The organism is Serratia sp. CY83965, assembly GCF_052166375.1.
In the GTDB taxonomy this organism is placed as follows: domain Bacteria; phylum Pseudomonadota; class Gammaproteobacteria; order Enterobacterales; family Enterobacteriaceae; genus Serratia; species Serratia marcescens.
On the sequence record NZ_JBJNOV010000019.1, the window covers coordinates 126,190 to 139,241 of the forward strand.

Below are 13,052 nucleotides of genomic sequence, written 5' to 3' on the forward strand. Positions count from 1 at the left end.
CTGTTCCCGTCTGAGCGATAAGTATATGGCCGCCAAAAACATCTTAGCAATGGCTGTGCGGATGGCAGCGAACGAAGGGGGAGGATTGACGGAGCGAAACGCCCCGTCAAATGATAAATTTAATTAATGATTAGCTGTAGGAATAGTCAAAAGCGACCGCCAGGGTCGAATCACTCTTTTTTTATCGCTGCCTGTTCGTCGCAGCTGTACCAGCGGAGGGAATTGTTGATGCTGCGGTGGGTGCAGTGAACCTTACCCTCCTTTTCCAGCGCCAGCAGCAGGGTGCGGGTGGTATAAATATTTTCGCCGCATTTATCCGCCAGCTCGCGCGTCTTCGGCCACTGCTCCGGCGGGGGATGATGGCCCCCAGATCCTTCCACACGCTCCCTGCACAATCCTTGCAACACATTCAGCATCAGCGATTTTCTGCTTTCAAACGTTTTCGGCGCCTTGGCCATAGCATTCCTCCTGAGTGGTTACTGCTGAGCACCCCGCTCACGGCTGCACGTCAGCGATGCGCAGGGTGTAAATCATGGTGGCATTCGGGGGGATCGCCGGCGGGTTGCCCTGTTTGCCGTACGCCAGCGCCGGCGGCACCACCAGCGTGATCGCGCCGTGGCGCTGCAGCTTCTCGATAGCCGCGCGAAACAGCGGCGGGTAGCGCGTCAACGGCTGCGAGATCACCGTCCCCGCCAGCTCCATGTCTTTGACCACCCGGCCGTCGGTCAGGCTTTCGCGCACCACGATATCCACCCGATCGTCGGCGCCGATCGCCCCGCTGCCGGCATAGTCCACCCGGTAATAGAAACCGAGCGCATCCTGCTTGACCCCCTCCTGACGGACGAAATTGGCCAGGTAGGCGTTGTCATCCCGAGGTGGCGCCTGCGTCTGTTGCGCCTGCTGCAACCGCTGCTGCGCCGTGTGCAGCGCGCCGTCGATGGCGGTTTCATCGAGCCGCAACCGCCCGGCCAGGGTATCGGCGATGCCCGCCAGCAACAGCTGGGTATCCGCTTCCAACCCCGCGCGCCGGTTCTCCTGCTGCAGATGCAGAATGTCGCGTCCGAGCGACACGCCAGCGGCATACGCCTGCTTGTCCGCCTCGCTGGCCAGCGCGGGCGGCTCGGCCGCCTGCTGCCGTTCGGCCAGCAAGGTCTCTACCCGCCGGCGCTGCTGCGCCAGCTGCGCCGCCAAACTTGCGCTGCGCTGTTCGGCCCGCGTTAACGAAGCGGCCAGCACGCCCACTTCTGGCACCGGCGCAACGGCGTGCCGCAATCCCTTCAGGGCATCGGCCAGCGGCCGAATATCGACGACGGCCGGTTCCCGTTTCGGCGCCGCCGCGGCCTGAGCCGCCGCCAACTGCCGCTCCAACTGACGGATTTTCTCCGTCTGCTGTTGCAAAGACTGCTTCAACGACGTTAAACGAGCGCTGTCTGCCCCGACGATAGCGGCCGGTTTGGCGGCCGGTGCTGACGCCGATTGACGCACGGTGTCTTCCCTGGGCGCGGCCGGTGGCGCCTGCCGCTGTTCGGCAAACTTCAACAGCGCGGGAATGCCGTCATCGGCGGCGCAAGCGGCCCCGCTCGCCGCCAACAGCAAAAGAGCCATCGCCCATCCTTGCGCGCATCGCTTCATGGCTACAGATTCTCAACCCGGCTGGACAGATCGGACATCAGCTCATGCTCGACGTCGGCGCAGAATTTCTCGGTTTTATATTGATAAAGAGCATCAATCGCTTTACGGGTACTCTCATCCACGTTGCCGCGCACCCCGGCATATCCCGAAGCGTTGGAAAGCAGGCCATTAAAATAGGCGATGCGTTTTTGGTAACTTTGCGGATTAATATTCTTTAATGAATTAACCCGCTGCTGACAAAGCGCGATGCGTTGCTCATCGGATTTATCATTAGGATTGTTCTGTGAGATTTTTTTCACGGAATTCAGTTTTGTCTTGCTCCCGCCCGCACAGCCAGAAAGCGCCATAAAAGACAGCAGAAATAGGGTCAAACCCGCCCAACGGCGCCCGCCGCAAGCATTAATCATCGTTATCATTCCGTTTATAATCCTTTAATTGTCACTTAGGTCATCATTATGTGGCGAACGGCAGCAGCACATGCCTTAATTTGATTAATCAAAATGGGTTAGGCAGCGAAAAATCCCTATTCCGCAAGGTGATAGGATAATTCACTACCGGTGAAATTGTTATTTAATTGTTAATCAATTAGGCTTAAACGCGAACTAAACGCGAATAAGAAACCCAATCACTCGTGAACAGAAAATCACTAAACAACAATAAAAACAATGAATTATGTTTTATATTTTGTTTCTAAAAGGAAATGCATCATCTGCTGCCTCAGAGCGATATTAGCAAAACAATATTGTGAATTGTAGGTGCCACCCTATTTCCCCCGATCTAATATCTCGCATATCGTTATTTATATAGTGATTTATACTGGATAATATTTGTATACGATCTATTGATTTTAAAGCAAATATATTTCTTTTTCCTTTTGGTTTTATATTCTGAATTTGACTTAATTTAATAAAATCTATTTCCAAGCAATACTATTATTTGCAAGAATATTCCCAGCAACACGCCACACGTAAAAATCGCATTTTATTTACCAGAAAATCCATTATCGATTTTCCAAATCTCGTTATTTCTCATAAATAACGGATGTCGGCGTATTGCCCAGAGCAAAAGGATCTGGCTCCAACCGCACGGACGGCGACATGGCGTTGCCGCCGCCGCGGGGGATTTAGATGTGCTGTTCTTTTTATTTAAAAACTCTCTACAGGAACCTGAGAAATGAAACTGAATAAATTAATGCTGGCAACCGTGATTGCTTTCGCTTCCGCATCTGTTGCTCATGCCGCATCTAATCAGGGCAGCGGTAAAGTCACCTTTACCGGCGAAATTATCGATGCGCCATGCAGCGTCGCGCCGGAATCCGTTGACCAAACCGTGCCGATGGGCCAGATCAGCAGCCGCATCCTGGCCAACCAGGGTAAATCCAGCATGCAGCCTTTCAACATCGAACTGAAAGATTGCTCCATCTCCACCATGAAAAACGTCAAAGTGACCTTTACCGGCACGCCTGATCCGGTCAACAACAAACTGCTGGCCCTGAGCGGCACGGCAACCGGCGCCGGCATCGTGATCTACGACAACCTGCACTCCAAAGAGGTGGAACTGGGCACCGCGACCGACGGTCAAGGCCTGAACGATGGCGACAACTCGCTGAAATTCGCCGCTTATCTGCAGGGCAGCAGCGCCTCAAGCGCCGTGGTGCCGGGCGACTTCACCAGCGTGGCGAACTTCACCCTGGCTTACCTGTAATACCCCACAGGGGATGTCTCAGGGCATCCCCCGCTTTATTGCATGCCGAGGATACCGGCAAGGGAACAGGGAAAGACAGGGAGACGCCAGCATGACTATCCGCCTTTGCGGCCTGTTGCTCATCGCGCTCAGCGTCGGCAGCGCGGCGGCGGCAGCGAAAAATCAGGGCCACGGCAAAGTCAGCCTGGGCGGCACCATCGTTGAAACGCCGTGCGGCATCGCCAGCGACAGCCTGGATCAAACCGTCGATTTTGGTCTGATTTCCATGACCGACGCCTCGCAGGACGGGCAGTCGGTGCTGATCGGCAGCCGCCGCCATTTCACGATCAAACTGGTGAACTGCGAGCTGGCCAGCCAGGTGAAGCCTGACTTCATCTATCGCGCGGCCAACGTCACGTTCGACGGCACCGCCGACAGCGGGGATCCGTCCCTGCTCGGCGTTTACGGCGAGGCGAAGGGCGTGGCTATCGAGCTGTTGAACGATGCCGGCGCGCCGATCCCGCTCGGCAGCACGACGGCGGATTACCAGATCGTCGCCGGCGACAACACGCTGCGCTTTGGCGCGCAGTTGCGCCTGCATCCCGACAAGGCGCGGGCGGGCGGCTTCAGCTCTCTGGCCAAATTCACCCTGTCTTATCTCTAGCGCCGGCGGGCGCTGCACAGCATTACGTATTCAGGTCGTACGGATGACCTGCTATTGGGCGCGGACTTGCCATGAGTGATTATGCTATGACGTCATTACTGACACGGAAACACCTACCTCTCCTCGTCATTCTATCTTTCCTCTGGGTGCGTCCGGCATTTTCCGCCACGGAATTCAATACCGACGTCCTGGATATCGGCGAGCGCAGCAAAGTGGATCTTTCGCGCTTCTCCGACGCCGACTACGTCATGCCCGGCGCTTATTTGCTGGACATCAAGATCAACCAGAAAACGCTGCCCCAGCGCAGCATTCAGTATTTCCCGTCACCGGATAACAAGAGCGGCAGCCAGGTGTGCCTGCCGCCTGACCTGGTGGAAAAAATGGCGTTGAAAGAAGAAGCGGCCAAAAAAATCACCCTGTGGCACGACAACCAGTGCGCCGACATTCGCGGCATCAAAGGCGCGACCATCTCCGATCGCATCGGCGGCGGCGTGCTGGCGATCACCATCCCGCAGGCGTGGATGAAATACTCCGATCCCGACTGGACGCCGCCCGAGCAGTGGGACGACGGTATTCCCGGCCTGCTGCTGGACTACAACCTGAGCGGCCAGTTAGGCAAGCAGAGCCACAACAACAACACCGCCCAGAACCTGAGCAGCTACGGCACGCTGGGCGCCAACCTGGGCCCCTGGCGCCTGCGCGCGGACTACCAGGCCAATTACAATCAGCAGGCTGGCGATCGCAGCACCGGTTTCGACTGGAACCAGATCTACGCCTATCGCGCGCTGCCGATGCAGGCCGCCAAGCTGACGCTGGGTGAGATTTATCTCGACTCCGGGGTGTTCGACGCCTATCGCTTCACCGGCCTCAACCTGGCCAGCGACGAGCGCATGCTGCCGCCCAACCTGCAGGGTTATGCGCCGGAAGTGCGCGGCATCGCCAAGAGCAACGCCAAGATCACCGTTTCGCAGGAAGGCCGCACGCTGTACGAAACCACCGTGCCCGCCGGGCCGTTCGCCATTCAGGATCTCAACAGCTCGGTGCGCGGCAAGCTGGACGTCAAGGTGGAAGAACAGGACGGCACCGTCTCGACCTTCCAGGTGGATACCGCCACCATTCCGTACCTGACCCGCCCGGGCTACGTGCGCTACAACGTGGCGCTCGGCAAAACCTCGGCCTACGACCACCGCACCCAGGGCCCGCTGTTTTCCGCCAGCGACTTCTCCTGGGGGCTGAGCAACGCCTGGTCGCTGTATGGCGGCGCGCTGCTCGGCGGCGACTATAACGCCTGGGCGCTCGGCCTCGGCCGCGATCTGAACGTGTTCGGCGCCATGTCGCTGGACGTCACCCAGTCGATCGCTCGCCTGCCCGGCGAGCCGACCGCCAGCGGCATGTCGTTCAAGCTCAACTACGCCAAACGCTTCGACGAGCTGAACAGCCAGATCACCTTCGCCGGCTACCGCTTCTCGCAACGTAAATTCATGAACATGTCGCAGTATCTGCAGGAGCGCTACGGCGATTACGACAAGAATTACAACGGCCGTCAGAAAGAGCTGTATACCATCACCGCCAGCAAAACCTTTATGGCGGAAGACAGCGCCAGGGCGATCACCACTTATCTGACCTACTCGCACCAGACCTATTGGGACGCGCGAACCCAGGATCGTTACGGGCTGTCGACCAGCAAGTTGTTCAGCATCGGCGATATCAGCAACATCACCGCCTCGCTGTCGGCTTACCGCACCTATTACCAGGGCCGCACCGACGACAGCGTGATGATCAACTTCACCGTACCGATCGGCGATCGTCGGCGCGTCGGCTATGCGCTGCAAACCAACAACGGCGACGTCACGCAGACTGCGTCGTACAACGACTACAGCGATCCGGACAATACCTGGCAGGTCAGCGGCGGCTTTAACCAGTCCGGCAAATCGCTGGCGCGCGGGTACTACACCCACAACGCCTCGTTCGGCTCGCTGAACGCCAGCGCCTCTTACCAACAGGACAGCTACTCGTCGATCGGCGGCTCGTTCCGCGGCGGTCTCACCGCGACCCGGCACGGTATCGCGGCGCATCAGAACTCGAGCAACGGCGGCAGCCGCATGATGCTCGACACCGACGGCATCGCCGGCGTGCCGATCAATAACGGCCGCGCCTACAGCAACCGTTTCGGGCTGGCGGTGATTTCCGACATCACCAGCTACTACAACACCGACACCCGCATCGACGTCAACAAGCTGGCGGACGACGTCGAAGCCACTCGCGCCGTGGTGCAAGGCACGCTGACCGAAGGCGCCATCGGCTACCGCCACTTCGAGGTGGTGAAAGGCAGCAAGCTGCTGGCCACCATTCGCCTCGCGGACGGCAGCGAACCGCCGTTCGGCGCCGCGGTGCTGAGCGAGAAAGGCCGCGAGGTCGCGGTGGTCAACGACGGCGGCTCGGTCTACCTGACCGGCGTGCAGCCGGAGGAAAAACTGGACGTCGCCTGGGAAGGCCAACGCCGCTGCCGCATCGTGATCCCGGGCGCCGCCAAGCCGCTGGACCAGCTGCTGCTGCCGTGCGCCACCCTGTAATCCGTAACGCTGAGAAATAATGACATGAACAAACACCCGATAACGCTACTGACCGCCGCCGGCCTGGCCCTGAGCGCCGTACTGCCCACCGCCGACGCGGCGATATCGCTGGATCGCACGCGCGCCGTCTATGTGAGCGACGCCAAATCGATCAGCCTGAATATCGTCAACGAAAACAAAGAACTGCCTTTCCTGGCGCAGTCCTGGCTGGAGAACGAGCAGCATCAGAAAATCACCTCGCCGCTGGTGGTGCTGCCGCCGTTGCAGCGCGTGGAACCGAGCGAGCGCAGCGTGGTGCGCATCACCAAGACGCCGGAGGCGGATCGCCTGCCGCAGGATCGCGAGGCGGTGTTCTACTTCAACCTGCGCGAAATTCCGCCGAAAAGCACCAAAACCAACGTGATGCAGCTGGCGCTGCAAACGCAGATCAAGCTGTTCTACCGGCCGAAGGCGATTGTCGCGCCCAAGGGTGAAGTGTGGCAGGAAAAGCTGGTGTTCCGTAAAAGCGGCGGCGCCATCACCGTCGACAACCCGACGCCGTTTTACATCACCCTGACCGGCATGACGCGGCAGACGCAAAAACAGGGCGGCGGCGCGATCGGCGGTTTTCAACCGCTGATGCTGAAGCCGAAATCCAGCGAAAGCCTCAAGCTGCACGACACCGGCATGAACAGCTTCGTCATCACCTACATCAACGACTACGGCGGCCACCCCGAGCTGCGCTTCGCCTGCAACGGCAGCGTTTGCACCGCCGTGCCCGAGAAAAAATAAGGAGATCCAGCATGGCTGAATTCACCGATCGACTGCGCCCGCTGCTGCTCGGCGCGCTGTTGTGCGGCGGCGGCGCGCTGTTGTGCGGCGGCGGCGCGCTGGCGGCAACGCCGCTGGGCGTGATCGAAGGCACCACCGGCACCGTCAGCTTTCACGGCGGCCTGCTCAGCTCTCCCTGCAGCCTGACGCCGGACAGCCGGGATCAGTCCGTCGATCTGGGCGACGTCAGCGCACGCGACTTCCGCAACGCCGGCGATCGCAGCGCGCCGGTGCGTTTTCGCCTCTCGTTCCGCAACTGCCTGCTGGGCGCGCGCGCGCTGGCGGATAATCCGGCCGGCCCGCGCAACGGCGACGCCGGCCGCCTCTACCTTCAGGGTGAACAGGCCGCCACGCTGGTGTTTCTCGGCGAAAGCGACGTCGACAACCCGTCGCTGCTGAAGCTGAACGGCGGCGTACAGGGCATCGGCCTGCGGCTGCAAGACCAGCAGGGCCAGGCGTTGGAGCTGAATCAGCGCAGCCGCCCCTACATTCTGCAACCCGGCAGCAACACCCTGTGGTTCAGCGCCAGCGTGGAATCCACCCAGCGGGCGGTGATGGCCGCCGGTTTCGCCGCCGTGGCGCACATTCAGGTGATTTACCTGTGAGGCTCGAGAACGCGATGAAAACACAACTGACCAAACTCTGCCTGCCGCTGGCGATCGCGCTGGCGGCCCCCGCCGCCTGGGCCAACGGCTACGTCACGCCGGACGGCGGCCCCAAACAGTTCTATATCGATCTGAATGAAAGCAACATCACCAACCAGGTGGGGTTCACCAAACTGTTTCCCTATGATCTGGGCGGCACCTATACCGGCAAGGTGTATTGCGATACCCCTATCCCCACCAGCCCGCACTTTTACAAGTCGGATTCGTCGTTGCCCCCCTCCGACTACGGCAACGGCTATTTAAAGCTGAATGACTTTTTGGATTTAAAAGCCGAGGTGTGGATTGCCGGCAACAAGAACGCCTACGTCACCGTGCCTTTTTACAACGAATCGAATTTGCTGAGCCAACACCGCTGCCAGCCGCCGTACTTACAGGTCAACAACTACGGCAGCGGCTCCAAAGGCAAGATCACCTTCCGGGTGCGCAAAAAAATCATTAACGGCGTTGAGATTAACGATCGGCAGATCATCGAGATGTACGGCCGCCTCGGCTCGACCGACGGCGGTTTCGGCCCCAATCCGATGGCGCAGGTGTTTATCCAGTCCGCAATCCTCTACGTGCCCGATAAATGCGTGGTGAACGAAGGCCAGTTGATCAACGTGGAGTTCGGCGAGATCGGCGGCAGCGATCTCAACGGCTCCAACTACCCGCAAAGCATTCCGGTGCGCTTCCAGTGCGAGGGCGGCAGCTTCGAGGACGGCACGCTGAATATCAAGCTGGCGGTGTCGGGTACGGCGGCCTCCTTCAGCAACGAGGTGTTCAAAACCGACAAGAACGATCTCGGCATCCGGCTGACGCACAACGGCCAGTTGGTTATCCCGAATGAGTTTTACCCGGTGCCGAACATCGGCAACGGCGGCTCCTGGAACCTGGTGGCGGCGCCGTTCGCCAACGGCGGCGCAGAGATCGGCGAAGGGGAATTCAACGCATCGGCCACCATCGTGGCGGCATTCCAGTAACCGAGGGAGGAACGGAAAATGCGTCTACGCGCTTTAGCGCTGCTGAGCTGCGCGCCCTGGTGGTTTGCCGCCATGCCGGCGGCGGCGAACACCGAACTTATCGGCGCGCCGGTGCAGTTCCACGGCACCGTGGTGAGCCGCCCGTGCAATATCGAACCGCAGTCCGCCGATCAGCTGGTGGAAATGGGCACGGTGATCGTCAAAACCCTGTACCGCTATGGCCACACCACGCCGGTGCCATTCAGCATCAAGCTGACCGACTGCAAGACCACGGTATTCAAATCCGTCAGCGTGACCTTCAGCGGCGCCGAAGACGGTGAGCTGCCGGGCAAGCTGGCGATCAACAACGGCGCGAACGGCGCCGCCATCGCGCTGTTCGATCATCAAGGGGCGGACATCGACCTGAATAAGGCCACCAGCGCCGTCGCGCTGCAAAACGGCCCCAACAGCCTGAACTTTACCGCCTATGTGCAGGGGCGGCCGAGCGCGATCCAGAACCAAAGCATTACCGAAGGCGAATTCACCTCCGTCGCCAATTTTGTGCTGGCGTACCAATAAGCCCCGCACCGCCCAGGGAAATCAGGAAAACGACCGGCGCGCGAACGCCGGCAATGGGCCGTCACCGTTCGCTCCGGCGCGGCGCCACGGCCTTTTAAGGAGCCACCCATGCCAGATATTCGCTTCACGCTGTTCGACAGCGATAACTTCTACCAGCAGGGGCTGCGTCTGCTGCTGCAGGATTATCTGCACTCCCTGAACGAATGCCAGCGCCTGTACCCGCAGTTCTCGCCGCTGGCGCTGCAGGCGTTGGATAACATCGAAATCGTGTTCCGCACGCCGGAAGAGCGCTGGGGCTGCGCCTGCTGTTACCAGAGCCCCTACGGCATCCCGCGCCAGCGGCAGCTGACTTTGCTGATCCTCGACGACGCGACCCAGCAACAGGTGAAAAACCTGCCGCCGCTGTTCAGCATCCACCGGCGCGATTCGGCCTACGCCATCCGCCTCAAGCTGCAGATGGCGCTGGAAAAATTTATCCAGCATCCGTGGATGGCGCTGCACGCCGCCGGCATGTGGAAATGCCAGGCCTGCCGCATCGCCGCACTCAGCCACTGCGAAAAAAAAGTGCTGGGGTTGATGAGCAGCGGCATGTCCGCCTGCAGCATCGCCGGCCTGCTGCAGCGCAGCCAGAAAACCATCAGCGCCCATAAGCGCTCGGCGATGCGCAAGCTTAACGTGCGTAAAAACAGCGAGTTGAATAAAGTGCTGCTGAATCAGCGTGGGCTAAGCTGACTGACAACGGACTCGCGAGTACCGACAGAGTGGTTTACTCTGAATACTCATTTTCGCACTGCAAAGCGAGCCGGAATCCATGCCCAGAACAGCCAAAGTCGTTGACGTCCCCGCCCTCGGCGAGCTCGATCGCCAGGCAGGCCAGCTAAGCCACCAGCTGGCGCAGGCCCTGCGTCAGGCCATCCACCGGGGCGATCTGAAAGCGGGCGATCTGCTGCCCTCGACGCGCCGGCTGTCGGCGGCGCTGACTCTGGCGCGCGGCACGGTATTGGAGGCCTTTGCTCAACTGACGGCGGAAGGCTTTCTCGAACCGCAGCCCGGTTCCGGCACCCGAGTTGCCCACTATCAGACGCCACGCCGCGCGCCGCATGCCACGGTGCAGGCGAGTTCAGCGGTAGCGGCTCCGCTTTCTTCACAGGCGCAGCATCTGGCGCGCTTTGCCACTCAGGCGCGAGCGCTGCCGCCGGTGCCGTTCACTGTGTCAGTGCCAATCGGCGATACCGCGCCCGACGATATCTGGCGGCGGCTCGGCAACCGCATCCGCGCCCGCGGCCCCGGCGCGCCGTCGGGCTACGGCGATCCGCTGGGCGCGCTGCCGCTGCGCGAAGCCATCTGCGACTATGTGCGCCGTTCCCGCTCGGTAAACTGCACGCCGCAGCAAATCCTCATCACCTCCGGCACCCAACAGGGACTGTATCTGGCCGCGCAGATCCTGTTGGACGCCGGCGACAGCGCCTGGGTCGAAGATCCTGCCTACGCCGGCATTACCGCCATTTTCGATAGCCTGTTTCGCGATCGGCGCATGATTAGGGTGCCCGTCGCCGACGACGGCATCGACGTCGCCGCCGGCGTGCGCCTGGCCGCCAATGCCCGCGCCGCCTTTGTCACGCCGTCGCATCAGTATCCGCTGGGCATGCCGATGAGCATGGCGAAAAGAAGCGCCTTGCTGGCCTGGGCCAGAGAGCGGCAGGCCTGGATCGTGGAAGACGATTACGACAGCGAGATGCGCTACGCCGGCCACCCGTTCCCTTCGCTGCAGGGGCTGGCGCCCGAGCGGACGCTTTATCTCGGCACCTTCAGCAAGGTGTTGTTCCCTTCGCTGCGGTTGGGTTACGCCATCGTGCCGCCGCCTCTGGTCGACGCCTTTTGCGGTGCCAGGATCCTGATGGATCGTCACCCGCCCAGCGCGGATCAATACGTGCTGGCCGCCTTTATTGCCGAAGGGTATCTCGACCGGCATATCCGAAAAATGCGCGGCGTCTACGCCGAAAAACGTCGGGTGCTGATCGAGGCGATCAACGCGTACATCCCGGCTGAACTGGCGGTGGTGCAGCCCTGCGATCAGGGCATGCACATGGTGCTGTGGTTGAGGAAAGATCTCGACGACGTGCGTGTCGCCCGGCAGGCCAACGAAGCCGGGTTGGCGCTGCGGGCGGTGTCGCCGATGTATGCGCCCGGCCAGGGTGAGCCGGGCCTGGTGCTGGGGTTGGGCGGTTACGCCGACCGCCAGGTGCAACAGGCGGTGGAACGGCTCGGACAGGTGATCCTGGCCTGCGCCGGCAGCGGCGCCTAGCGGGAAAAACGTTTGGCGCCGAACACGCAAACCACCACGCCGGCCATCACGGCGATCATCATCGGCTGGACGGCTTCATGCAGCAGCCAGCCCGCCAGCGCCAGGCCGAAGAACGGCTGCAGCAGCTGCAACTGCCCGACGGCGGCGATGCCGCCCTGCGCCAGGCCGCGATACCAGAAAATAAACCCAATCCACATGCTGAACACCGAGACGTAAACCAGCGACAGCCAAGCGGCGCCGCTGACCACGGGCCAGGCGGCCGGTGCCGCCAGCCAGGTGGCCGCCAGCGTCAACGGCAACGCCACCACCAGCGCCCAGGAGATCACCTGCCAACCGCCGATCCGACGCGACAGCACCGCCCCTTCGGCATAACCCAGACCGCACAGCAGCACCGCGCCGACCATCAGCGCATCCCCCTGCCAGGCGCCGCCGCTCCCCTGGCTCAGCGCGAAAGCGCCCACCAGCGCGGCGCCGACGCCCGAAAAAACCCAAAAAGCGGGCTTGGGCCGCTCTCCGCCGCGCAAGACGCCAAAACCGGCGGTCGCCAGCGGCAGCAGGCCGATATACACCAGCGAATGCGCCGACGTGGTGTGCTGCAGCGCCAGCGCCGTCAGCAGCGGAAAACCGATGACTACGCCGAGCGCCACAAACAGCAGCGGCGGCAAATCGGCCCGCCTCGGCCGCGCCTGGCGGGTGATCAGCAGCGCGCACAAGGCCAGCAAGGCGGCGATCGCCGCCCTGACCGCCGTCAGAAACAGCGGATCGAGCTCCAGCACCGCCACTCGCGTGGCGGGCAGAGAACCGCTGAAGATAATCATGCCAAGAAAACCGTTCATCCAGCCCTGGGCCGAATGCCCGGCGGCGGGATGTGCAGGGGTAACAACGAGAGTTTTTTCAGACTGGCTGTCCGTCATGTGAACGCTCCGCACGCCTGAGGCATACCGAAATCGGCAACCCGCGAGGCGATGTCATAGTGAAAGAGAACATCGTTCCCCGGCGTCGCCTGCCGGGGCTGCGTTCTATTTTTCAGATAAAGCGGTTCACAGACAGGTCCAGATAGCGAGATTTTCACTGTGCCGGTTGCCAAAGTGCGCCGCTAACGCCAAAGAAGGGCGTTTTTCGGGCTGTCCTTGGCCGTTTGGCGGCTCTGCCTGCGGGGTATCATGGACTTTTATGCGTTTTTGCAGAACAGGACAAGGTGCG

General features: G+C 60.9%; 13 protein-coding genes. 9 read left to right on the plus strand and 4 right to left on the minus strand.

The features are described from left to right. Positions 1-170: 170 nt before the first annotated feature. From ACJ8PL_RS24065 to ACJ8PL_RS24075, 3 genes are read right to left on the minus strand one after another with little or no spacing between them, the layout of a single operon-like run. Positions 171-458 carry a FaeA/PapI family transcriptional regulator gene (locus ACJ8PL_RS24065; protein WP_004930885.1) on the minus strand — a complete coding sequence of 96 codons (288 nt, stop codon included), beginning with the start codon at positions 456-458 and terminating at the stop codon, positions 171-173. 37 nt (positions 459-495) lie between these two features. Beyond that, complete coding sequence (locus tag ACJ8PL_RS24070; protein ID WP_079452439.1) at positions 496-1,605, minus strand: FKBP-type peptidyl-prolyl cis-trans isomerase N-terminal domain-containing protein; 1,110 nt, start codon at positions 1,603-1,605, stop codon at positions 496-498. 29 nt (positions 1,606-1,634) lie between these two features. Then, the gene (locus ACJ8PL_RS24075; protein ID WP_370446676.1) at positions 1,635-1,979 is read right to left on the minus strand and encodes a hypothetical protein; all 345 of its coding nucleotides are present in this window, start codon (positions 1,977-1,979) and stop codon (positions 1,635-1,637) included. An 826-nt stretch (positions 1,980-2,805) separates the two neighbouring features. On the opposite strand from ACJ8PL_RS24075, the gene ACJ8PL_RS24080 reads away from it, so the two are divergent. The 9 genes from ACJ8PL_RS24080 to pdxR all read left to right on the plus strand — a co-directional run bounded on the left by ACJ8PL_RS24080 (position 2,806) and on the right by pdxR (position 11,849). Then, positions 2,806-3,336, plus strand: coding sequence for a fimbrial protein (locus tag ACJ8PL_RS24080; protein ID WP_015379342.1), 531 nt, complete (start codon positions 2,806-2,808; stop codon positions 3,334-3,336). A gap of 91 nt (positions 3,337-3,427) precedes the next feature. Beyond that, positions 3,428-3,979, plus strand: coding sequence for a fimbrial protein (locus tag ACJ8PL_RS24085; RefSeq protein ID WP_016930414.1), 552 nt, complete (start codon positions 3,428-3,430; stop codon positions 3,977-3,979). Between the two features lie 86 nt (positions 3,980-4,065). Continuing rightward, a complete protein-coding gene (locus ACJ8PL_RS24090) occupies positions 4,066-6,552 on the plus strand; it encodes a fimbria/pilus outer membrane usher protein (RefSeq protein ID WP_042706109.1) in 2,487 nt (828 codons plus the stop codon). Between the two features lie 24 nt (positions 6,553-6,576). After that, complete coding sequence (locus ACJ8PL_RS24095; protein WP_442531432.1) at positions 6,577-7,323, plus strand: fimbrial biogenesis chaperone; 747 nt, start codon at positions 6,577-6,579, stop codon at positions 7,321-7,323. An 11-nt stretch (positions 7,324-7,334) separates the two neighbouring features. Further along, entirely contained in the window at positions 7,335-7,967 is a 633-nt protein-coding gene (locus ACJ8PL_RS24100; RefSeq protein ID WP_048795381.1) for a fimbrial protein, read from the plus strand. A 14-nt stretch (positions 7,968-7,981) separates the two neighbouring features. Beyond that, positions 7,982-8,986: a fimbrial protein gene (locus tag ACJ8PL_RS24105; protein WP_016930417.1), complete on the plus strand. Its 1,005-nt coding sequence runs from the start codon at positions 7,982-7,984 to the stop codon at positions 8,984-8,986. An 18-nt stretch (positions 8,987-9,004) separates the two neighbouring features. Further along, positions 9,005-9,544: a fimbrial protein gene (locus ACJ8PL_RS24110; protein ID WP_016930418.1), complete on the plus strand. Its 540-nt coding sequence runs from the start codon at positions 9,005-9,007 to the stop codon at positions 9,542-9,544. Positions 9,545-9,652: 108 nt separating this feature from the next. Beyond that, a complete protein-coding gene (locus ACJ8PL_RS24115; RefSeq protein WP_016930419.1) occupies positions 9,653-10,276 on the plus strand; it encodes a LuxR C-terminal-related transcriptional regulator in 624 nt (207 codons plus the stop codon). A gap of 79 nt (positions 10,277-10,355) precedes the next feature. After that, positions 10,356-11,849, plus strand: coding sequence for a MocR-like pyridoxine biosynthesis transcription factor PdxR (gene pdxR / locus ACJ8PL_RS24120; protein ID WP_079450491.1), 1,494 nt, complete (start codon positions 10,356-10,358; stop codon positions 11,847-11,849). Here pdxR and ACJ8PL_RS24125 read toward each other — a convergent pair. Further along, on the minus strand, positions 11,846-12,763 hold the full coding sequence (locus ACJ8PL_RS24125; RefSeq protein WP_370530996.1) for a DMT family transporter: 918 nt from the start codon (positions 12,761-12,763) through the stop codon (positions 11,846-11,848). The genes pdxR and ACJ8PL_RS24125 overlap by 4 nt on opposite strands. Positions 12,764-13,052: the final 289 nt, after the last annotated feature.